Consider the following 19,244-nt stretch of genomic DNA (forward strand, 5'->3'; position numbering starts at 1 on the left):
TCCGCCGGCGCGGCTCTCTCCGCGCCGGTCCCGCTCGCCGGCCCTGACAGGCCGTCTCGCTTCTGTCTTCACCTTTTCCTGGCCCTGCCCGATGCAGGCTCGGCTGATCCCTTGCCCCCACCTGACGGAGCCTGCCATGCCCTTTCGCCTTCTCCTGCTTGCCGCACTGTCCCTTCTGGCCGCCTGCGACGTGCCCTTCGTGCCGCTGATCTGAAATGCGCTGAGAGCCATCTTGCCCGGGGCGCGCGAATGCGCTTAGACCCCGGCCATGGCCAAGCTCTTCTTTCACTATTCCACCATGAACGCGGGCAAGTCGGCGGTGCTGCTGCAAGCCTCGTACAATTACCGCGAAATGGGCATGCGGACCTTTCTGCTGACCGCCCATATCGACGCCCGCGGCGGCGAAGGGCGGATCGCCTCGCGCATCGGCATCGCCGCCGAGGCCGAGACCTTTCGGCCGGAAGACGATCTTCACGCGATGATCTCGGCCGCCCAGGCCGGGGGCCGGCTGGCCTGCGTCTTCGTGGACGAGGCGCAGTTCATGACCCCCGACCAGGTCTGGCAGCTGGCGCGCGTGGTGGATGACCTGAACCTGCCGGTGATGTGCTATGGCCTGCGGGTGGATTTCCGGGGCGAGCTGTTCCCGGGCTCGGCCACCCTGCTGGCGCTGGCCGACGAGATGCGCGAGGTGCGCACGATCTGCCATTGCGGCCGCAAGGCGACGATGGTGGTGCGCAAGGCCGGGGACGGGACGGTCATCACCGAGGGCGCGCAGGTGCAGATCGGCGGGAACGAAAGCTACGTCTCGCTGTGCCGGCGCCACTGGCGCGAGGCGGTGGGCGACCGGGCGGAGCACCCGGGGGCCTGAACGCGCGCGCCTTGGCGGGCGGCGGGGCCGGGTATTTTTCCAAAGGTGAAGACAGGGCGTGGTGCTCTTGCGGCCCGCGCTGCGCCGGATGGCTGCCGGGGGCTTGGGCGCCCTTTTCCGGGCCGGAGTGCCGGTGGAGGGGGCGGTCCGGAGTATTTGGGACCAAGAAGAAGCAGGGGGGTGACCCGCCGGATCGGACCTGAGTGCGAGAGGCGGGCGAATCTTGAGATTCGGTTAATCCGCCTCTGCAAGGCATTGAAATCATTGGGCGTGGGGTGTGTCCCACGCGTGGGACACCCTAGTGCAGGCGACCGCCGCTGGGGACCTCGAGGTCGGGACGGGCCAGGACGATTGCGCCGTCGTCGTCCGGAAAGCCCAGCACCAGCACCTCGGACATGAAGCGGCCGATCTGGCGGGGCGGGAAGTTCACCACCGCCATGACCTGCTGGCCGACCAGCTTTTCGGGCACGTAATGGACAGTGATCTGGGCCGAGGATTTCTTTTCCCCGATCTCCGCGCCGAAATCGATCCAGAGCTTGATCGCCGGCTTGCGCGCCTCCGGGTAGGGCTCGGCCCGGGTGATCGTTCCGACGCGGATGTCGACCTTCAGGAAATCGTCGAAGGAGATCTCATCCATTGGCCAGCTCCTTCGACCGCGCCACCGCCGCGCCCACCGTGCGGCGGATCAGCGGTTTCAGCCCGTCCTCGGCCATCAGCACCTCGAGCCCGGCCTGGGTGGTGCCGTTGGGCGAGGTCACGTTGATCCGAAGCTGCTCGGGGGTGTCGTCCGAACTGTCGGCCAGGGCCCCTGCCCCGGCGACGGTCGAGATCGCCAGCTGCATCGCCATCTCCGGCGGCAGACCCTCGGCCTCGCCGGCGGCGGCCATCGCCTCGATCATGTGGAAGACATAGGCCGGGCCGGAGCCGCTGAGACCGGTGACCGCGTCGATCTGGGCCTCGGTCTCGAGCCGGACGGTGCGGCCGATGGAGGCCAGCAGCGCCTCGGCCAGGTCGAGTTCGGAGGCCGCCACGTTGGCGTTGCCGACCAGCGCCGTGATGCCCCGCCGGATCGCCGCGGGCGTGTTGGGCATGGCGCGGATCACCGGGGTCGAAGCGCCCAGGGTCTTTTCGAAATGCGAAATCGGGGTGCCGGCGGCGACCGAGACAAAGACCGTCCGGCCATTGCCGAAGGCCTGCAGCTCGGGCAGTGCCTCGGCCATGATCTGCGGCTTGACGGCCACGAGCACGATGGCCGGATCCTCGGGCAGATCTTCGTTCAGGTGGATGTCCTGGCCCGCAAGCCAGTCGGACGGGTTCGGATCCCGGACCCAGACCGATTGCGCCGGAACCGCGCCCGACAGCCAGCCTTCGAGCATTGCCGAGCCCATCTTGCCACAGCCCAGAAGCACCAGCCCCCGGGCCGCCAGTTCATCGTAATTCATCGGATGCCCCCAGTCGTCCCATAGTCATGACCGGACCGCGCGGGACCTTGCCCGCCCGGCCCTGTTCAAGGCCCGGCTCACCCGGGCCTCGGGACCGGGACATTAGGCGCGGCCGTAGGCCTCTGCAATGGCAACCTGCAGCGCATCCTTCGGGGTCCGGTCGCCCCAGACCAGCAGCTGCATCGCGGGATAATACCGTTCGGCATTCAGCACCGCCGCCATGATCAGCGTGTCGATCTGTTCCGGCGTGGCCATCTGCCCGCCCGACAGGACCAGCCCGTAGCGGTAGACCATCAGCTTCTGCGCGGCCCAGAAGGTGAAGGAGCCGGTCCAGCACTGGTCGTTGATCGCGTTCAGAAGTTCGTAAAGGTCGGCGTGGCGTTCCTCGGGTGGCTCCATCTCGAAGGTGCAGACCATCCGCAGGGTTTCATCGTAGCCCGACCAGGCCAGGGTGATCGAGTAGGTGCGCCACTGTCCTTCCACGGCCATCGCGATCTGATCGTCGCCGATCCGGTCGAAGTCCCAGTCGTTGTGTTCGGCCAGGTGTTCGACGATGTCGATGGGGTGAATTTCGTCTTCCAGGATGTGCTCGGAAAGGGCCATGATGCCACCTCGTTGTCACTAGGGTACGTAAGCTTTTGGGCCCCGACCGCTAGGTGCCTGTTCTACAAGCCGGGGCTCGCCCCCGTGCCCGCACTAAATATGGTGCGGGCGTCAAAGGCCGCTGGCAACCTTTTATTTGGGGATAAGCCCAATTTCTTGTGGATCACCCTGTGGGGACCCCGAAATGTCGTGAAAGCTTTGCAAAAAGGGGCTGCGCGGCGCCCGTTTCACAGGCTGGCCGCGTCTGCGGCGCCCCGTTGGCGTCGGCCAGGGGCGTGTCCGTTCCGGCCCGGCCCGCAGAGGCGCCGGGCCGGAACGCGGGCATCAATTGTCGTGCTTGGCCTCGAGCGCGGCGATGCGCGCCTCGAGCGCGGCGTTTTCCTCGCGCGCCTTCTGGGCCATGGCGCGCACGGCATCGAATTCCTCGCGCGTCACGAAATCGCGATCGGCGAGCCAGCGGTCCATCATGGATTTCACGGCCGTCTCGGCCTCTTCCCGCGCGCCATGCGCAACGCCCATGGCGTTGGTCACCAGCTGCGATATGTCGTCCATGAGCTTGTTGCGGGTCTGCATCTGTCATCTCCGTAAGGGCTTAGGTCCTATATGGAGGCGCGGGCCCCGAGGGGCAAGGTTGACGCGCCCACGGGCCACGGGCAAAGGAGCGCCATGATCCCAGCTGTCCTGCAATTCCCCGATCTGTCGCCCACGCTGTTCTCGATCGAGATCGGCAGCTTTACCTTCGCCCTGCGCTGGTATGCGCTGGCCTATATCGCGGGCATCCTGATCGCCTGGCGCATGGCCGTGGCGGCAGTGCGCGCGCCCCGGCTCTGGCCGGGCGAGAGCCCGCCGATGAATGACCGCCAGATCGAGGACATGCTGACCTGGATCATCCTCGGCGTGATCCTCGGCGGCCGGCTGGGCTTCGTGCTGTTTTACCAGCCGGAGTATTACCTCAGCCATCCGGCCGAGATCCTGAAGGTCTGGCAGGGCGGCATGGCCTTTCACGGCGGGCTGATCGGGGTGATCGTCGCCGCCTGGCTTTACACCCGCCGCCAGGGCATCCCGCAGCTCAGCGCCGCCGACCTGATCGCCTATACCGTTCCGCCGGGGCTTCTGCTGGGCCGGTTGTCGAACTTCGTGAACGCAGAGCTTTGGGGCCGCGCCTCGGACCTGCCCTGGGCGGTGGTGTTTCCCGGCCCGCGCGCGCAGGAATGTCCGGGGGTCAAGGGCCTCTGCGCGCGCCACCCCTCGCAGCTGTACGAGGCGGGGCTGGAAGGGCTGCTGCTGGGCCTGCTGCTGATCGTGCTGGTCTGGCGCCGCGATGCGCTGAAGGCGCCGGGGCTGGTCTGCGGTGTCTTTTTCACCGGCTACGGCGCGGCGCGGTTCTTCGTCGAATTCTTCCGCCAGCCGGATCCGCAGTTCGTCTCGGACGGCAATCCGCTGGGGCTGGCGTGGCAGGTGGGCGGCTACGGCCTGACCCAGGGCCAGGCGCTGTCGCTGCCGATGATCGCGGTGGGGCTGTTCCTTGCGCTGCGCGCCCGCCGGCGGGCGCGGACGGCATGAGCCTGACCGATCACCTCGTGGCCCGGATCCGCACCGAGGGGCCGCTGAGCATCGCCGATTACATGGGCGACTGCCTGCTGCATCCCACCATGGGCTATTACACCACCCGCGATCCGCTGGGGGCGGCGGGGGATTTCACCACCGCGCCCGAGATTTCGCAGATGTTCGGGGAAATGCTGGGCCTGTGCCTCGCGCAATGCTGGCTGGACCAGGGGCAGCCCGACCGTTTCGTGCTGGCCGAGCTTGGGCCCGGCCGGGGCACTTTGATGGCAGACGTACTGCGCGCGACCCGCGCGGTGCCGGGCTTCCGCGACGCCGCGCAGGTCGTTCTGGTCGAGGCCTCCCCCACCCTGCGCAAGGCCCAGGCCGAGCGCCTCGCCGGCGAGGATTCGGCCTGGCGCGACCAGGTGGCGGACCTGCCCGAGGGACCACTGTATCTTCTGGCCAACGAATTCTTCGACGCCCTGCCGATCCGCCAGTTTGTCCGCGACGGCAGCGGCTGGCGCGAGCGTCGCGTCGGGCTGGAGGGCGAGGCGCTGGCCTTCGGGCTTGGCCCCGCCGGGCCGCAACCGGCGCTGGCGCACCGGCTGGAGGACACGGCAGAGGGCGATCTGGTGGAAATCTGCCCGGCGCTGCCCGGAATTGCAGCAGAGATCGGCCGGCGCATCGAAACCCACGGCGGTGCCGCGCTGATCGTGGATTACGGCGGCTGGCGTTCTCTGGGCGACACGCTGCAGGCGCTGCGCGCGCATCAGAAGACCGACCCGCTGGAGACCCCCGGCAGTGCCGACCTGACCGCCCATGTCGATTTCGAGGCAATCGCGCGGGCCACGCCGTCGCGGGCCACGGCGATGACCACGCAGGGGGTCTTTCTCGAGCGTCTGGGCATCACCGCGCGGGCCCAGGCGCTGGCGCGCGGGATGGATGAGACGACCCTTGACGCGCATGTTGCGGCACATCGGCGGTTGACGCACCCGGATGAAATGGGAAACCTGTTCCAGGTGCTGGGGCTTCATCCGGCACGGGCCAATCCTCCCGCCGGGCTCTATCCTTAATGCTCGAAGTACTCACCTCCACCGAACTTGCCCCCGTCGCGCACGGGTTCTTTACCCGCAGGGGTGGCGCATCCTCGGGTATCTTCGAAGGGCTGAACTGCGGCCGGGCCTCGTCGGACCAGACCGAGGCGGTGGCGATCAACCGCGCCCGCGTGGCCGAGGCGCTGGATGTCCCGCACGAGGCGCTGGTGGGCGTCAAACAGGTGCATTCCGCCCGGGCCCTTCTGGTCGACGCACCGATGAGCGATTTCCCGGAGGCCGACGCGCTGGTCACCGCGGTGCCGGGGCTGGCGCTGACGGTCCTGACGGCGGATTGCCAGCCGGTGCTCTTTGCCGACCGCAAGGCCGGTGTCGTGGGCGCGGCCCATGCGGGATGGCGCGGGGCGCTGGACGGCGTGCTGGAGGCCACGATCGAGACCATGGAACAGGCCGGCGCCACGCGCGGGGACATCGTCGCCGTGATCGGCCCGACGATCAGCCAGCGCAATTACGAGGTCGGCCCGGAATTCCTGGACACCTTCATGGCGGAGGCGCCGGAAAACGCGCGCTTCTTCGCCAATGGCGAAGGGGACCGGCTGCAGTTCGATCTGCCGGGCTATGGTCTGCACCGGCTGCGCAGCGCGGGCGTCGGCCACGCGGAATGGACGCGCCACTGCACTTATTCCGATGCCGACCGCTTCTATTCCTACCGCCGCGCCACCCATGCGCGCGAGGCCGATTACGGCCGCCTGCTGTCCGCCATCCGCCTGTAAGCCGGGCAATCTCCTGCACCAGATCGGGATCTTGCCGAGCGACCGGGCCACCGGGGACCGGCCGTCCGACGGTGCGCGAATAGCACTGCGGCATGGCTGGACAGGTGATCTCTGTGTCCCAACCCCCAGCAAGCGCGTCCGCAGCATCACAATTGTGTCGCAAATATGGCGCATATTTTCAGGCCTGATTCGAGCGCTTATCGACGAAATGTGGCGGGATTCCACCCCGATCCGTAAACAATCCCTTAACAAGAAAAGGAATTGCCGCCGGTCCAGAGGCGGATAGGTCTTATTTTTGACAAAGGTCGGGAAAAATCGAATGTTTGCGGCAGAAGTTGTCACATCCATTCAGTGTCCTTCTGTCGTTGTCGGTGGGGGCCGGCGCAGATGCGACCCTAGCTTGCCAGGGCCGTCTACTACATGACCATGAATCGCTCCGCCGCGTCCTTCGTGTCGCGTTCCGAACCTGCTATTGCCACACCTGCCACCACGCCCCGGGCCACGCCCCCGGCGGTGCCCGGAAACCGTCCGCGGATGCGCCGCTATCGCATCCGCAGCCTGACGCCGAACGGCGACATCACTGAGAATTTCCAGATCGCCCCGGCCCTTCCGCTGTTCGAAGAGGCCTTTTCGGCCTTTGCGCGCGGTTCGACCCTGGACACCGACGCCGGCCCGATGGCGATCGAAGACCTGCTGCCAGGCGACCGCGTGATGACCCGCGACGGCGGACCGATGCAGGTTCGCTGGATCGGCAGCACGATCTACGTTCCGGGCCATTCCAGCCACCTGGAGCGCAACCTGCACCTCACCCGCATCATGGCCGACAGCTTTGGCCTGGCGCGTCCCGCCTCGTGCCTGCTGACCGGCCCGGCCGCGCGGCTGATGCAGGGCGGGCCCGACAGCGTGCTGACGCCGGTGCGGACCTATGTCGACGGGGTGAGCATCATCGAGACCGCGCCGCCCGCGCCGGTGGAGCTGTTCCACCTCTGCCTCTCGCGGCACGCGGTGATCCGGGTCTCGGGGCTGGATTTCGAAACCTACCATCCCGGCGCCGACGCGGCCCGGCGCGTTGGACAAAGCCTGCGCCCGATCTTCATGGGCATGTTCCCGGGGCTGAGCGGACTAGAGGACTTCGGCCGCCCCGCCTACAAGCGCGCGCCCTGCGGGTTCTCGCAGGCCCTGTAACCCCGCGCCATGGCCCGGGCCGCCCATGCCGTGGCCCGGGGACGGCAGACCAGGCCGGGGGCTCTGCCCCCGTCCGCTGCGCGGACTCCCCCGGAGGTATTTGGGCCAAGAAGAAGACCGGGGAACGGCCCCCGCGTCAGGCGGGGCGCTGGATGCGGTTGACGTGGCCCATCTTGCGGCCCGGGCGGGTTTCGGCCTTGCCATAAAGGTGGATCTGGGTGTCGGCAGTCGAGAGCAGGTTCGGAAGGCGGTCCATGTCGTGGCCGATCAGGTTCTCCATCACCACGTCGGCATGGCGCTGACCGTCGCCCAGCGGCAGGCCCGCAACCGCGCGCATGTGCTGTTCGAACTGGTCCACCGCACAGCCCGCCTGGGTCCAGTGGCCGGAATTGTGCACGCGCGGGGCGATCTCGTTCACCACGAGGCCGGAGCGGGTCACGAAGAGTTCCACCCCCATGACGCCGACATAGTCCAGCGCGTTCAGGATGCGGCCTGCCAGAAGGACGGCGTCGGTCCGCTGGGCGGTGGAGAGTTCGGCCGGGACCGTAGTGCAGCGCAGTATGCCCTCGCGGTGGACGTTCTGGCCCGGGTCGAAGGCGGCGACGCGCCCGTCAAGCCCGCGCGCAGCGATCACCGAGACCTCGGAGCGGAAGGGCACGAAGCCTTCGAGGATGGCGGGGGCGCCGTTGAGCGCGGCGAGAGCATCGGCGGCCTGGTCGGGCGTCTCGATCTTCACCTGGCCCTTGCCGTCATAGCCGAAACGGCGGGTCTTCAGGATCGCCGGCGTGCCGATCGTCTCCAGCGCCGCCTCGAGGGCGGGCAGATCGGGGATGTCGGCGAAGGGCGCGGTCAGAAGCCCGAGATCGGTGAGCCAGGTCTTTTCGGTCAGGCGGTCCTGGCTGACGCGCAGCGCCTCGCGGCCCGGGCGGATCGGACGCAGGGTTTCCAGCAGGTCCAGCGCCTCGGTCGGGATGTTTTCGAATTCATAGGTGATCACGTCGACCGCGTCGGCGAAGGCGCGCAGCGCGTCGGTATCGTCATAGCTGGCGGTGGTCACGGTTTCGCAGACCTGGCCGGCGGGCGGGTCCTGCGACGGCTCGAACACGTGGCAGCGCAGGCCCAGCCGCGCCGCCGCGATGGCGAGCATGCGGCCCAGCTGACCGCCGCCGAGGATGCCGATCACGGAACCGGGAACGAGAGCGTCAGTCATGGAGTCAGTCATCCTGCGGTTCGTCGGGGATGGAGGCCGAGAGCTCGGCCCGCCAGGTGTCGAGCCGTTTGGCCAGCGCCGGATCGGAGGTGGCAAGGATCGCGGCGGCCATCAGCCCGGCATTGGCCGCCCCGGCAGCGCCGATCGCCATGGTGGCCACGGGAAAGCCGCGCGGCATCTGCACGATGGAATAAAGCGAATCGACACCCGACAGCGCGCGGGTCTGCACCGGCACGCCGATCACCGGCACCCGCGTCTTCGAGGCCATCATGCCCGGCAGATGGGCGGCCCCGCCCGCGCCCGCGATGATGACCTTCAGGCCCCGCGACGCGGCGGTCTTGCCGTAATCCCACAGCCGGTCCGGTGTGCGGTGGGCCGAGACGATGCGTTTTTCGTAAGGCACGCCGAGCGTGTCGAGCATGTCGGCGGCCTCTTTCATCGTGGGCCAGTCGGACTGGCTGCCCATGATGATCCCCACCTCGATATCGCTCATGTCACTTGATCCCCGCTGGCGAAAGAGCGCGTACTATACCGGGATCGACATGGTGGGCAATGCGGGATCGGGGCCGGTGCGGCGCCCCGGGCACAGCCCCGGAAACGGAGCGGAACGATGCTGGAACTTCGGCCCGATTGCGAGCTCTGAGATCGGAGCCGAGCTGGCGGATGCGGGGTGACGGCTCTGCCCGGTCACCATGGACCGATACCGGCGACCGCGCCGCACCGAATCGGCACAGGCACACCGCCCGATGTCGGGCGTCAGGCGATGATATCGGGGGTCAGACGATCCTCGATCGCTGAAATCTTGTCCTTCAGAAGAAGTTTCTGCTTTTTCAGGCGCCGTATGGTCAGCTGGTCCCCGGTGCCCTTTTCCTCGAGCGCCGAGATCGCCTCGTCCAGGTCGCGGTGCTGGCGGCGAAAGACCTCCAGCTCGATCCGCAGCACCTCGTCCGTCTTCATCGCAAGATCTGACTGCACGTTCATCCCGGCCAGGTTTTCCAGATATTTGGGGTTATCGAACTATAGGCAGCGCGGGGCCGTTTCGCCAGCACTTGTTGCGTCTGGCGCGTGACCCCATATTCTGAGGCAACGGTCGCCATAACGGGGCCGAACACCAACCGTCGCTTTAGACCAAAGGACGTGTCGATGACGAAACTCACTCTGGGCTCCTACCCCCATCTTCTGGGGTTCGAGCAGCTGGAACGGCTTCTGGAACGGACGGCAAAGTCCGAGAACGGAGGCTATCCGCCCTTCAATATCGAACAGACCTCGGATCATTCCTATCGGATCACCCTTGCCGTGGCGGGGTTCCGCGAAGAGGATCTGTCGATAACCGTGGAGGACCGGCAACTGGTGATCCGGGGACGGCAGGTCGACGACGAGGGAGACGGGCGCGTGTTCCTGCATCGCGGGATCGCGGCGCGCCAGTTTCAGCGGGTCTTTGTCCTGGCCGATGGGGTCGAGGTCGGTGAGGCGCGGATGGAGAACGGTCTGCTGCACGTGGACCTGGATCGGGCGGTGCCCGAACCGGTGGTGCAGACGATCCGGATCAGGAAAGGGTAAGGCATGAACGAGAAGTTCGAATTTCCGACGGGCGATCATCCGATCGTGTACGTGAAGGCGGTCGACGTGTCCGATCTGCCCGAGGAGGTCCAGGCCGAGGCGGAAGGGCTGGACCAGATCTATGCCGTGCATGACGCCGAGGGCCAGCAGCTGGCGCTTGTGGCCGACCGGCGCATGGCCTTCGTGCTCGCGCGCGAGAACGATTACGCGCCGGTCTCGCTGCACTGAGACCGCGGCCCGGGGCACTCGCGCGGGCGCGCCCGCCCCGGGACTGACCAACACGACCCCGCCTTGCCGGTGCGGCCAGGCGGGAGCGTCCCGTCCAACCGCACGCGGTGAGGCGGCCGTGACGTGATCGCTGCAGGACGTCCGGTGAAATCAAGTCCGGTGAAATTGCCGTGCGAGGAGACCCCATGAGACGCTACGCCTTTGACTGGGTCGATGCCTTCACCGACCGCGCCTTCGGGGGAAACGGCTGTGCCGTGGTCCATGACGGTGCCGCGCTGGACGACGCGACCTGCACGGATTTCGTCAAGGAAACCTCGTTGGTGGAATGCACCTTCACCGGCCCGTCGGACGTGGCAGACGTGCGGGTGCGCTATTTCCTGGCCAGCGGAGAGATCCCCTTTGCCGGGCATCCCACCATCGCCACCGTCGCCGCGCTGCGGGCGCGCGGCATCGCGACCGGGGATCACCTGACGCTGGAAACCGGCGCCGGCGTTGTGGCGATCACCATCGAGGGCGACCTGATCGAGATGACGCAGCGCGCGCCGGAATTCGGCGTGATGCCGGGCCGCGCCGTGGTGGCCGGCGCCATTGGCCTGCCGGTGGATGCGATTCTGGGCGAGCCGCAGGTGGTTTCGACCGGCCTGCCCTTCTGCGTGACGGTTCTGCGCGATCACGCGGCGCTCAGGGCGGCCAGGCTGGACCCCGAGGCGATGCCGACTTTCAAGGCGGCCTGCGGGGTCGCGATGGACGCGGTGCTGGAACCCTTCCTCGTGACGCTGGAGGGCGCGACCGGCACCGGCGACACCTTCTCGCGGCTGCTGATGCTGCCGCCGCTGCCGGCCGAGGATCCCTTTACCGGGTCGGCTACCGGCGCCACGGCCGCCTATCTCTGGCACCACGGTCTGATGGAGCACGCGGGCTATACCGCCGAACAGGGTCACTGGATGGGCCGGCCCGGACAGGCCCGGGTAACGCGGATCGGCACGCCGGACTCCATCTCGGGCGTGAAGGTGGCAGGGCGCGGCTATGTCCTGATGCAGGGCGACGTGATCCTGCCGGACTCGGCCGAGATCTGAGCCGGGCGAAAATTTTCCCCTGAAAATTTTGGAAAGACTTTCCGGGAAAGTCTTTCTGCAACGCAAAACGGCCCGCGATGCGCATCGCGGGCCGTTTCGTCTGTTCGGGTGCAGCCGGATCAGATGGCGGCGATCAGCCCCATGCTTTCCAGCTTCAGGATCACCTGGTGTGCGCAGTTGTCGACATCGACATTCTCGGTGTCCAGCCGCAGTTCGGGGTGCTCGGGCACGTCGTAGGGGTCGGAAATCCCGGTGAATTCCTTGATCTTGCCTTCCCGCGCCAGCTTGTAGAGCCCCTTGCGGTCGCGGCGTTCGCATTCCTCGATCGAGGTGGCGACATGCACTTCGACGAAGGCGCCATATTGCTCGATATCCTCGCGGACGGCGCGCCGTGTCGCGGAATAGGGCGCGATGGGCGCGCAGATGGCGATGCCGCCGTTCTTCGTGATCTCGGATGCCACGTAGCCGATGCGGCGGATGTTCAGGTCGCGGTGCTCTTTCGAGAAGCCAAGCTCGGACGAGAGGTTCTTCCGCACGATGTCGCCGTCAAGCAGGGTGACCGGACGGCCGCCCATCTCCATCAGCTTGACCATCAGCGCGTTGGCGATGGTCGACTTGCCCGAGCCGGAGAAGCCGGTGAAGAACACGGTGAAGCCCTGCTGCGAGCGCGGCGGCTTGGTCTTGCGCAGCTCTGCGACCACCTCGGGGAAGGAGAACCATTCGGGGATCTCGAGCCCTTCCGACAGGCGGCGGCGCAGTTCGGTGCCCGAGATGTTCAGGATGGTCACGTCATCCTTGTCGGCGATCTCGTCGTTGGGCTCGTACTGGGCGCGTTCCTGCACGTAGACCATGTGCTTGAAGTCGACCATTTCGATGCCGATTTCTTCCTGGTGCTCGCGGAACAGGTCCTGTGCATCGTAGGGGCCGTAGAAATCCTCGCCTGCCGAGTTCTTGCCCGGGCCGGCGTGGTCGCGGCCGACGATGAAATGGGTGCAGCCGTAGTTCTTGCGGATGATCCCGTGCCAGACGGCCTCGCGCGGGCCGGCCATGCGCATCGCCAGCGGCAGCAGCGACATGGTGGTGGTCGATCCCGGGTACTTGTCCAGCACCGCCTCGTAGCAGCGCACGCGGGTGAAGTGATCGACGTCGCCGGGCTTGGTCATGCCGACGACCGGGTGGATCAGCAGGTTGGCCTGGGCCTCTTTCGCGGCGCGGAAGGTCAGCTCCTGGTGGGCGCGGTGCAGCGGGTTCCGGGTCTGGAACGCGACGATGCGGCGCCAGCCGAGCTTGCGGAAATAGGCGCGCAGCTCGTTCGGGGTGTCGCGGCGGGCGCGGAAATCGTAGTGGATCGGCTGCTGGATACCGGTGACCGGACCGCCCAGGTAGACCTTGCCGGCCTGGTTGTGCAGGTAATAGACCGCCGGATGCGCGTCGTCATCGGCGCCAAAGACCTTCTCGGCCTCGTTCGACTTGTTCGGCACCCACTTGTCGGTGACGGTCATGGTGGCGAGGATCACGCCTTCCTGATCGCGCAGCGCGATGTCTTCGCCGATCTCGATCGTGTCGGCGAATTTCTCGGACACGTCCAGCGTGATCGGCATCGGGAACAGCGAGCCGTCGGCCAGGCGCATGTTCTCGACGACACCGTTGTAATCTTCTTCCGAGAGAAAGCCCTTCAGCGGCGAGAACCCACCGTTCATCAGCAGCTCCAGATCGCAGATCTGGCGCGGGGTCAGGTCGTGGCTCTTGAAATTGCCGGCCTCGACCTTGAGCTTCTCCGCGCTGTCGTAGGACACGTAGAGTTCGGGGATCGGGGCCAGGTTGCTAAGCACTGTCATTACAAATCTCTCGATGGTTCTTCCGCTGGGCGGCCGGAATACCGTCCGGTCGGGCGCGGCATAGACCGTGCGGATGCAGAAAGTCTAGCGTCCGTTGAATGAATTCGGATGCTTTGTCCGAATATCCTGCATAATCCGCTGATATATGAAAGACATCGGTGATTTTCCGCTTTCTGTGGGAAATGTGTCCTTTGGTTACTCACGCATTTCCGCCCCGGCTGTACCCGGCTGCACCAGCGCGCTGTCGAGTCGCTCGGCACGGGAAACCGGCAGCGCATCAAGCGGTGCGTCGCGGCCGCGCAGTTCAAGCCAGACCATGGGCAGCCCGCTGGTGTCATGCCCCGCCGCCCGCAGCAGCGGGCCGGAGATCAGCAACTCGACCTGCAGCGTCTTGGTCTCGCCCTCCAGCCGGCTCGCGGCGTTGACCGTGTCGCCGATGATCGTGCGCGGCGCGTTGCCGGCCGCGCCGATCTCTCCCATCACCAGGTCGCCCAGGTGCAGGCCGATGCCGATGCGCACGGGGGCCGCGCCCTCGGCCCGCAACGTGGCGTTGAACGTGGCCAGCGCCGATCCGATGCCCTCGGCCGCCCGCAGCGCCATGCGGGCCGAGGTGGCCTCGTCCCGGCCGTCGAAGACCGCCAGCAGCCCGTCGCCCAGGTACTTGTCCACGATGCCGCCACATCCGGTGATCTGCGGCACGATCGCATCGAAGAAGCGGTTCAGCAGGAACACCACGTCATAGGGAAACTGCCCCGCCGTGCGCGCCGTGAAGCCGCGGATGTCGAGGAACAGGATCGCCAGGCGCCGCTCCTCGCCCTGGCTTGCATGGGCGCGGTGCCGGCGCCCGTCGTTGCGGAAGACGCGGAATACGGTCAGGGACTCGGCCGGGCGCATCTGGCAGGCCAACCGCGCGCCGGGCGGAGCGTTGACGGCGGCCAGGGTTCGGGCCTCGGCCTCGGACGGTGGCGGCAACTGGTCCGCACCCTCCTCGACGATGACCCGGCAGGTGGAACAGCGCCCGCGCCCGCCGCACAGCGCCGCATGGGGCACGTCATGGGCGCGGCTGATCTCAAGCAAGGTGGGCCCGCGCCGGGTGGTGACGGTGGGGCCGCCGACATAGCTGATGCGCACCGTGCCACGCCGCGCCAGCAGGCGGCGGATGATCCAAGCCAGCACCGCAGCACCCAGCGCCGCGAAGAAGGCCATCTTCGTGCCGTCCTGCAGGCGCATCAGGCTGACGAAGGCAGCGGCGTCGGGCCAGTTGTAGACCTCCCGCACCGCCGGGGCGATCGCCGGGTCGGCCAGCAGCCCCGAGATCCGCCGCCCCTCGGTCACGTAACCGGCCAGCGCCCAGGTCGGCACGAAGACCGCCAGTCCGGCCATCACCGGCTCCCACCGGGGCCACCAGCGCGTCAGGCGCAGCCACATGTGCAGCCCGATGCAGCCGTGGATCCAGACCAGCAGCAACAGCAGCCCCTGCCGCCAGCCATCCGGCGTGCCCCAGATCAGCCCGGCGATGAAGCCGATCTCGACATCCACGTCAAAGCCCTGCTGGGCGCCACGGACAAAGGTGAAATGCGGGATCAACAGGACCGGGATCGCCAGCCCGAAAAGATACTGCACCCAGATTGCCAGCGGCATCCGGAACCGGCGCAGCGTGACCAGCCGGGCCAGCGCCAGGGCCACATGCGTCAGCAGCGCCCCGTAAAGCAGCACGGTGCCCGGGGCTGAAAGCTGCACGACCTGGCGCGCCGCCTGCATCGCCGCCGCCGCCTCGACCGAGACAAGGACCAGCCCGAGGTTCAGGAAATGCAGCAGGGCATGGGTAAAAAGGACAAGGCCGCTCGCGATGCGCAGTTTCGCCACGCGGCTTCCGCGCCAGAGCGCGCTCATCTGGTCCTGACCCGGTACTGCGTCATGGCGGCACCATGGCCAGCGGCCCTGCAAGGGTCAATGGGATCCGCCGGCCCCCGTCCTCATGCCACAGCCGGGCTGACGGCACCGGCTCAACAATATCCGACCCGGAGGCAGGCAATACCCCCGGGGGGCGGGTGGGGGCACTGCGCCCTCCGGGGTCGGGGCGGCACCGCCGGACCACAAGGCCCCGGCGGCGCCCGTCGTGTCACACCTTAGGCAACGTCGAGATAGATCTCCTGCGCCGCGATCAGCTCATCCGCGTCATAGGCCTCCAGCCGCACGGTATAAAGCCCGGCGGCATTCGTCGTGTCGAAGACGTCGTCGGTGAAGAAGCCGTAGTTCCACGAGTTCTGCAGATCGCCATCGGAGAAGAGATCGTCGCTGTATTCCGACCCGGTTTCGGTGAGATCGACGAAATCCTCCGCCGCGCTGCCGTCCACGTCGGCAAGAAAGCGGAAGGTGAAGTCATCGTCATCGCCGGCCTCGGTGATCGTCGCGGCCCAGTCGATGTTCCATTCCATCCGGTCGGTCGAGGCCGGGGTCGCTTCGAGGTCGAAGGTGGCCGTGCCGTCGGCGTTGTAGGTGACATCGTCTTCGTCCACGTCACCGCCGAACCGGATCTTGGCCTTGAGCGCCAGTTCGACGCCGGCGCCCTCGTGGCGGGAAACCGCGTAATTCGTCGCGGAATTCCCGTCACCGAAGATCATCTCGTCGCCGTCCTGGTCGTCGGTGGCGCGGTCGTCCAGGTCACCGAAGAACCGGTCGATGAAATCGGTCCGCGCATAGCCCTTGTCGTAATCATAGGCGCGCACGGCGTCGTAATCCTCGCCCTTGTTGTCCGCGCCGGAATAATAGGTCCGGTCGAGCAGGTCGGGATCGACGGCTTCGACCGCCGCGATCAGCTCGGCCTCCAGCGCACCGTCGAAGCGATCCTCGATCGCGTCGCGGCCCAGGTTGCCCAGCAGGTTGTCATGCAGCGACTGCAGTCGCTCGGGCACCAGGTCGCCATCCGGCCCGTCCGGGGTGAACTTCCCGATCAGATCGGTCAGCGGCGCGCCGCCATCCTCAAGGTAATCCGCATAGGCAATGCCCAGCCGCACGAAATTTTCGTTCACCGGCGCGTAATAGCCGTCCGCCACATAGCCGTCGTCCAGGTATTCCCAGATCACCGCGAATGTATTGGCCTTCGACCCGTCAATTGTCAGCGTCTGCGCCAGCGATCCGGCATCTGTCGTTGCCAGCTGTTCGGCAAGGAATTCATCTATATCGGTTTCGGTTTCAGCCTGTTGCGTGCCACTCTCGTCCGCACCGATAAAGCCCACGCCCGAAATGCCGATGTTGTCCGGCTCGCCGCCCTCGAAACTGACCCGCCCGAGGTCCTCCACCTGGATCGACCGCTCGCTCCAGGTTGTCAGGTCGAAAATGGTCGGGCGACCGCCCTCGGGCCGGACCAGAACGAAATTGTTGTAGTATTCAACGGTGTAATCCCCGTCCTGCCGCAATTCGAGCGAGCCGTCCGCATTCACGCCGACTGGAAACAGGCGGTCGCGCAGGTCTTCGAGAAAACGGAAAAAGTTAGACAGAAAAGAGTCGTTCGGTTCTTCTTCTTCGGCCGCTACGCTCTGTCTAAAAGTATTAAAACGTCCCAATGGACTTCCTCCCTTACACTTTACCACACCGGGGAGAGGTGTCCGAAACACAAAACAGGCCCCCCGGCGAGGGGAGCCTGAATGGGACATCTTTGCGATGCAATCTATTTGGCCATAAAGCCGCTTAAACAGTCATCCAGCGAACATTTGGGTCCAATTACTCTGCCGCTGCGGGAATTTTCGCATCCTGCGCCGCGAGGAATCGCTCGGCATCCAGCGCGGCCATGCAGCCCATGCCGGCGCTGGTCACGGCCTGGCGATAGACGTGATCGGTCAGGTCGCCGGCGGCAAAGACCCCGGGGATCGAGGTCCGCGTGGTGCCCGGCTCGACCTTCACGTAGCCGCCCATGTGGGTTTCCAGCTGGTCCTTGACCAACTCGCTGGCCGGCGCGTGGCCGATGGCGATGAAGACGCCCTTGGCCGGGATCTCGGTGATCTCGCCGGTGCGCACGTCACGCGCGCGGACGGCTTCGACGCCCTTGGGATTGTCGGTGCCCACCACCTCGGCCAGCTCGTGGAACCACAGGGTCTCGATCTTGGGATTGGCGAACAGCCGCTCCTGCAGGATCTTCTCGGACCGCAGCTCGTCCCGGCGGTGGATCAGCGTGACCTTCGAGGCGAAATTCGTGAGAAACAGCGCCTCTTCCACGGCGGTGTTGCCGCCGCCGACCACGACGATCTCCTGTCCGCGGTAGAAGAACCCGTCGCAGGTGGCGCAGGCCGAGACGCCGAAGCCCTTGAAGGCCTCCTCCGTCTCCAGCCCCAGCCACTTGGCGCGCGCGCCGGTGGCCAGGATCACCGCGTCGGCGGTGTAGGTCGTGCCGCTGTCGCCTTTCGCGGTAAAGGGCCGCTTCGACAGGTCGAGATCCGAGATGATGTCGCCGATGATCTCGGTCCCCATCTCCCTGGCATGGGCCTCCATCCGGACCATCAGGTCGGGGCCCTGCACCTCGGTGTCGCCGGGCCAGTTCTCGACCTCGGTGGTGGTGGTCAGCTGGCCGCCGGGCTCCAGACCCTGGACCAGAAGCGGCTCCAGCATGGCGCGGCTGGCATAGACGGCGGCCGTGTAGCCGGCCGGGCCGGAGCCGATGATCAGGACCTTGGTGTGACGCGTGTCGCTCATGAGATGTCTCCCGTGGATCTGGCGGCGGCGGGACTTATAACGGAGACCGGATATAGGCGCTGTCGCCGCGCAACGAAACCCCCACCCGGGCACAGGGCCGCGATTGACCCGGACGCCGCCGCCGGGCCGCCGGTTTTTCAGCGCCCGGCCCGGTGCCAACAGCGCCGGCCAGCCCTTGGGCAGCCCCCCCGTGCCCCCGGCGCCCCCCCCCATTCGGCGGGCCCGCCGCCCCTGCATGCCCGCTTTGTCGCGCCACCGCGCGGCAGGCTCTGGCGCAGGGCACGCGGCTGTGGCAAGGGGCAGAACAAGGGGCACGACGGCGTCCGGTTGGTCACTCCTGCGCGATGTTAAGCATCTCTTTGCAGGATTGTCATTTTCAGGCTGTACTGCGCCGCAGCGAAAGATTATTGCGCAGAGACTGCGCACTGCTATAAGAAATGCAAAACGGAGGTGAGCACGATGGCCACGACCCGCCTCGACCCGATCGATCGCAAAATCCTGGCGGAGCTGCAAGCCGACGGTCGCATGACAAATGTCGAACTTGCCCGCCGTGTCGGTATCTCGGCACCGCCCTGCCTGCGCCGCGTGCGCACGCTCGAGGAAGCCGGCTACATCCGTGGATACCACGCCGAGGTCGACGCCCGCGAACTGGGGTTCGAGGTCCAGGTCTTCGCCATGGTCGGCCTGTCCAGCCAGGCCGAAGCCGATCTCTCGGCCTTCGAGGAACGCTGCCGCGCCTGGCCGCTGGTCCGCGAATGCCACATGCTGAACGGCGAGGTCGATTTCATGCTGAAATGCGTGGCGCCGGACCTGTCGACCTTCCAGTCCTTCCTGACCGACGCCCTGCTCAAGCATCCGACCGTGGCCAGCGTGAAGACCTCGCTGGTGATCCGCGGCGCCAAGGACGACCCCGGCGTCCCCTTCGACATCCTCGAGGAACGCCTCAGCCGCAGCGCCTGACCACCCGGGCACGACCAATCGCGCCGCCCGACATCCGCAGCACCGCATCCGCGCGGCGCCATACCCCTGTCTTCTTCTTGGCCCAAATACCCGGCCTTATGTATCAAACGCACCAGCCCGACGGGAGGGCTGAGCGATGATTAGCGCGCTAGTATTGGCGGTGGGGTTAGGGTTGAGCTACCCCCCAAATTTCGGACACTGACATAAGCTATGAT

20 protein-coding genes are annotated in these 19,244 nt (G+C 66.7%); 9 read left to right on the forward strand and 11 right to left on the reverse strand.

All coding sequences use genetic code 11. The annotated features are described in order from the left end of the window. The first annotated feature begins 268 nt into the window (after positions 1 to 268). Positions 269 to 868, forward strand: coding sequence for a thymidine kinase (locus ATO3_RS25425; RefSeq protein WP_088652681.1), 600 nt, complete (start codon positions 269 to 271; stop codon positions 866 to 868). 298 nt (positions 869 to 1,166) lie between these two features. Here the strand turns inward: ATO3_RS25425 and ATO3_RS25430 are convergent, their stop codons facing one another. From ATO3_RS25430 to ATO3_RS25445, 4 genes are all read right to left on the reverse strand, one after another. Next, positions 1,167 to 1,505: a tRNA-binding protein gene (locus ATO3_RS25430; RefSeq protein WP_088652682.1), complete on the reverse strand. Its 339-nt coding sequence runs from the start codon at positions 1,503 to 1,505 to the stop codon at positions 1,167 to 1,169. Then, complete coding sequence (gene proC / locus ATO3_RS25435; protein WP_088652683.1) at positions 1,498 to 2,310, reverse strand: pyrroline-5-carboxylate reductase; 813 nt, start codon at positions 2,308 to 2,310, stop codon at positions 1,498 to 1,500. Before proC ends, ATO3_RS25430 begins: the two co-directional genes overlap by 8 nt. A 102-nt stretch (positions 2,311 to 2,412) precedes the next feature. Continuing rightward, the gene (locus tag ATO3_RS25440) at positions 2,413 to 2,913 is read right to left on the reverse strand and encodes a type III secretion system chaperone family protein (RefSeq protein ID WP_088652684.1); all 501 of its coding nucleotides are present in this window, start codon (positions 2,911 to 2,913) and stop codon (positions 2,413 to 2,415) included. Positions 2,914 to 3,237: 324 nt separating this feature from the next. Continuing rightward, positions 3,238 to 3,486 (reverse strand): accessory factor UbiK family protein, encoded by a 249-nt coding sequence (locus ATO3_RS25445; protein WP_088652685.1) that lies wholly within the window; start codon positions 3,484 to 3,486, stop codon positions 3,238 to 3,240. A gap of 96 nt (positions 3,487 to 3,582) precedes the next feature. Here ATO3_RS25445 and lgt point away from each other — a divergent pair, with 96 nt between their 5' ends. From lgt to ATO3_RS25465, 4 genes are all read left to right on the forward strand, one after another. Further along, a complete protein-coding gene (lgt, locus tag ATO3_RS25450; protein ID WP_088652702.1) occupies positions 3,583 to 4,476 on the forward strand; it encodes a prolipoprotein diacylglyceryl transferase in 894 nt (297 codons plus the stop codon). Continuing rightward, on the forward strand, positions 4,473 to 5,531 hold the full coding sequence (locus ATO3_RS25455; RefSeq protein ID WP_088652686.1) for a class I SAM-dependent methyltransferase: 1,059 nt from the start codon (positions 4,473 to 4,475) through the stop codon (positions 5,529 to 5,531). The genes lgt and ATO3_RS25455 overlap by 4 nt, the downstream gene beginning before the upstream one ends. Continuing rightward, entirely contained in the window at positions 5,531 to 6,283 is a 753-nt protein-coding gene (gene pgeF / locus ATO3_RS25460; protein WP_088652687.1) for a peptidoglycan editing factor PgeF, read from the forward strand. The genes ATO3_RS25455 and pgeF overlap by 1 nt, the downstream gene beginning before the upstream one ends. Before the next feature lie 420 nt (positions 6,284 to 6,703). After that, positions 6,704 to 7,468 (forward strand): Hint domain-containing protein, encoded by a 765-nt coding sequence (locus tag ATO3_RS25465; protein WP_088652688.1) that lies wholly within the window; start codon positions 6,704 to 6,706, stop codon positions 7,466 to 7,468. Between the two features lie 136 nt (positions 7,469 to 7,604). On the opposite strand, the gene ATO3_RS25470 is transcribed toward ATO3_RS25465, so the two are convergent. From ATO3_RS25470 to ATO3_RS25480, 3 genes are all read right to left on the reverse strand, one after another. Continuing rightward, positions 7,605 to 8,678, reverse strand: coding sequence for a 5-(carboxyamino)imidazole ribonucleotide synthase (locus ATO3_RS25470; RefSeq protein WP_198963353.1), 1,074 nt, complete (start codon positions 8,676 to 8,678; stop codon positions 7,605 to 7,607). A 4-nt stretch (positions 8,679 to 8,682) separates the two neighbouring features. Further along, the gene (purE, locus tag ATO3_RS25475) at positions 8,683 to 9,171 is read right to left on the reverse strand and encodes a 5-(carboxyamino)imidazole ribonucleotide mutase (RefSeq protein WP_088652690.1); all 489 of its coding nucleotides are present in this window, start codon (positions 9,169 to 9,171) and stop codon (positions 8,683 to 8,685) included. A gap of 263 nt (positions 9,172 to 9,434) precedes the next feature. Continuing rightward, positions 9,435 to 9,659, reverse strand: a complete 225-nt coding sequence (locus ATO3_RS25480) for a YdcH family protein (protein ID WP_088652691.1) — start codon at positions 9,657 to 9,659, stop codon at positions 9,435 to 9,437. A 162-nt stretch (positions 9,660 to 9,821) separates the two neighbouring features. Here ATO3_RS25480 and ATO3_RS25485 point away from each other — a divergent pair, with 162 nt between their 5' ends. The 3 genes from ATO3_RS25485 (at position 9,822) to ATO3_RS25495 (ending at position 11,542) form a co-directional block, all read left to right on the forward strand. Continuing rightward, positions 9,822 to 10,238: an Hsp20 family protein gene (locus ATO3_RS25485; protein ID WP_088652692.1), complete on the forward strand. Its 417-nt coding sequence runs from the start codon at positions 9,822 to 9,824 to the stop codon at positions 10,236 to 10,238. Positions 10,239 to 10,241: 3 nt separating this feature from the next. Further along, the gene (locus ATO3_RS25490) at positions 10,242 to 10,466 is read left to right on the forward strand and encodes a DUF1150 family protein (protein ID WP_088652693.1); all 225 of its coding nucleotides are present in this window, start codon (positions 10,242 to 10,244) and stop codon (positions 10,464 to 10,466) included. Between the two features lie 185 nt (positions 10,467 to 10,651). Beyond that, positions 10,652 to 11,542, forward strand: a complete 891-nt coding sequence (locus ATO3_RS25495) for a PhzF family phenazine biosynthesis protein (protein ID WP_088652694.1) — start codon at positions 10,652 to 10,654, stop codon at positions 11,540 to 11,542. Between the two features lie 119 nt (positions 11,543 to 11,661). Here the strand turns inward: ATO3_RS25495 and ATO3_RS25500 are convergent, their stop codons facing one another. From ATO3_RS25500 to trxB, 4 genes are all read right to left on the reverse strand, one after another. Continuing rightward, positions 11,662 to 13,380, reverse strand: coding sequence for a bifunctional sulfate adenylyltransferase/adenylylsulfate kinase (locus ATO3_RS25500; protein WP_088652695.1), 1,719 nt, complete (start codon positions 13,378 to 13,380; stop codon positions 11,662 to 11,664). Positions 13,381 to 13,575: 195 nt separating this feature from the next. Beyond that, positions 13,576 to 15,273, reverse strand: a complete 1,698-nt coding sequence (locus ATO3_RS25505) for an adenylate/guanylate cyclase domain-containing protein (protein WP_088652696.1) — start codon at positions 15,271 to 15,273, stop codon at positions 13,576 to 13,578. 236 nt (positions 15,274 to 15,509) lie between these two features. Further along, positions 15,510 to 16,823 carry a hypothetical protein gene (locus tag ATO3_RS25510; protein WP_088652697.1) on the reverse strand — a complete coding sequence of 438 codons (1,314 nt, stop codon included), beginning with the start codon at positions 16,821 to 16,823 and terminating at the stop codon, positions 15,510 to 15,512. Positions 16,824 to 17,103: 280 nt separating this feature from the next. Beyond that, a complete protein-coding gene (trxB, locus tag ATO3_RS25515) occupies positions 17,104 to 18,069 on the reverse strand; it encodes a thioredoxin-disulfide reductase (RefSeq protein WP_088652698.1) in 966 nt (321 codons plus the stop codon). A 459-nt stretch (positions 18,070 to 18,528) separates the two neighbouring features. Here trxB and ATO3_RS25520 point away from each other — a divergent pair, with 459 nt between their 5' ends. Beyond that, complete coding sequence (locus tag ATO3_RS25520) at positions 18,529 to 19,029, forward strand: Lrp/AsnC family transcriptional regulator (RefSeq protein WP_088652699.1); 501 nt, start codon at positions 18,529 to 18,531, stop codon at positions 19,027 to 19,029. The last annotated feature ends 215 nt before the right edge of the window (positions 19,030 to 19,244 follow it).

Origin of the sequence: Marinibacterium profundimaris, from assembly GCF_002210095.1 — a bacterium.
In the GTDB taxonomy this organism is placed as follows: domain Bacteria; phylum Pseudomonadota; class Alphaproteobacteria; order Rhodobacterales; family Rhodobacteraceae; genus Marinibacterium; species Marinibacterium profundimaris.

Bases quoted from the DNA above. Each gene is read 5' to 3' on its own strand.
- ATO3_RS25500 (WP_088652695.1), bottom strand. From the start codon at position 13,380: ATGACAGTGCTTAGCAACCTGGCCCCGATCCCCGAACTCTACGTGTCC.
- ATO3_RS25445 (WP_088652685.1), bottom strand. From the start codon at position 3,486: ATGCAGACCCGCAACAAGCTCATGGACGACATATCGCAGCTGGTGACC.
- ATO3_RS25480 (WP_088652691.1), bottom strand. From the start codon at position 9,659: ATGAACGTGCAGTCAGATCTTGCGATGAAGACGGACGAGGTGCTGCGG.
- proC (WP_088652683.1), bottom strand. From the start codon at position 2,310: ATGAATTACGATGAACTGGCGGCCCGGGGGCTGGTGCTTCTGGGCTGT.
- trxB (WP_088652698.1), bottom strand. From the start codon at position 18,069: ATGAGCGACACGCGTCACACCAAGGTCCTGATCATCGGCTCCGGCCCG.
- ATO3_RS25485 (WP_088652692.1), top strand. From the start codon at position 9,822: ATGACGAAACTCACTCTGGGCTCCTACCCCCATCTTCTGGGGTTCGAG.
- ATO3_RS25505 (WP_088652696.1), bottom strand. From the start codon at position 15,273: ATGAGCGCGCTCTGGCGCGGAAGCCGCGTGGCGAAACTGCGCATCGCG.
- ATO3_RS25440 (WP_088652684.1), bottom strand. From the start codon at position 2,913: ATGGCCCTTTCCGAGCACATCCTGGAAGACGAAATTCACCCCATCGAC.
- ATO3_RS25430 (WP_088652682.1), bottom strand. From the start codon at position 1,505: ATGGATGAGATCTCCTTCGACGATTTCCTGAAGGTCGACATCCGCGTC.
- ATO3_RS25470 (WP_198963353.1), bottom strand. From the start codon at position 8,678: ATGACTGACGCTCTCGTTCCCGGTTCCGTGATCGGCATCCTCGGCGGC.
- ATO3_RS25465 (WP_088652688.1), top strand. From the start codon at position 6,704: ATGACCATGAATCGCTCCGCCGCGTCCTTCGTGTCGCGTTCCGAACCT.
- ATO3_RS25490 (WP_088652693.1), top strand. From the start codon at position 10,242: ATGAACGAGAAGTTCGAATTTCCGACGGGCGATCATCCGATCGTGTAC.
- ATO3_RS25425 (WP_088652681.1), top strand. From the start codon at position 269: ATGGCCAAGCTCTTCTTTCACTATTCCACCATGAACGCGGGCAAGTCG.
- ATO3_RS25520 (WP_088652699.1), top strand. From the start codon at position 18,529: ATGGCCACGACCCGCCTCGACCCGATCGATCGCAAAATCCTGGCGGAG.
- ATO3_RS25495 (WP_088652694.1), top strand. From the start codon at position 10,652: ATGAGACGCTACGCCTTTGACTGGGTCGATGCCTTCACCGACCGCGCC.
- ATO3_RS25455 (WP_088652686.1), top strand. From the start codon at position 4,473: ATGAGCCTGACCGATCACCTCGTGGCCCGGATCCGCACCGAGGGGCCG.
- purE (WP_088652690.1), bottom strand. From the start codon at position 9,171: ATGAGCGATATCGAGGTGGGGATCATCATGGGCAGCCAGTCCGACTGG.
- pgeF (WP_088652687.1), top strand. From the start codon at position 5,531: ATGCTCGAAGTACTCACCTCCACCGAACTTGCCCCCGTCGCGCACGGG.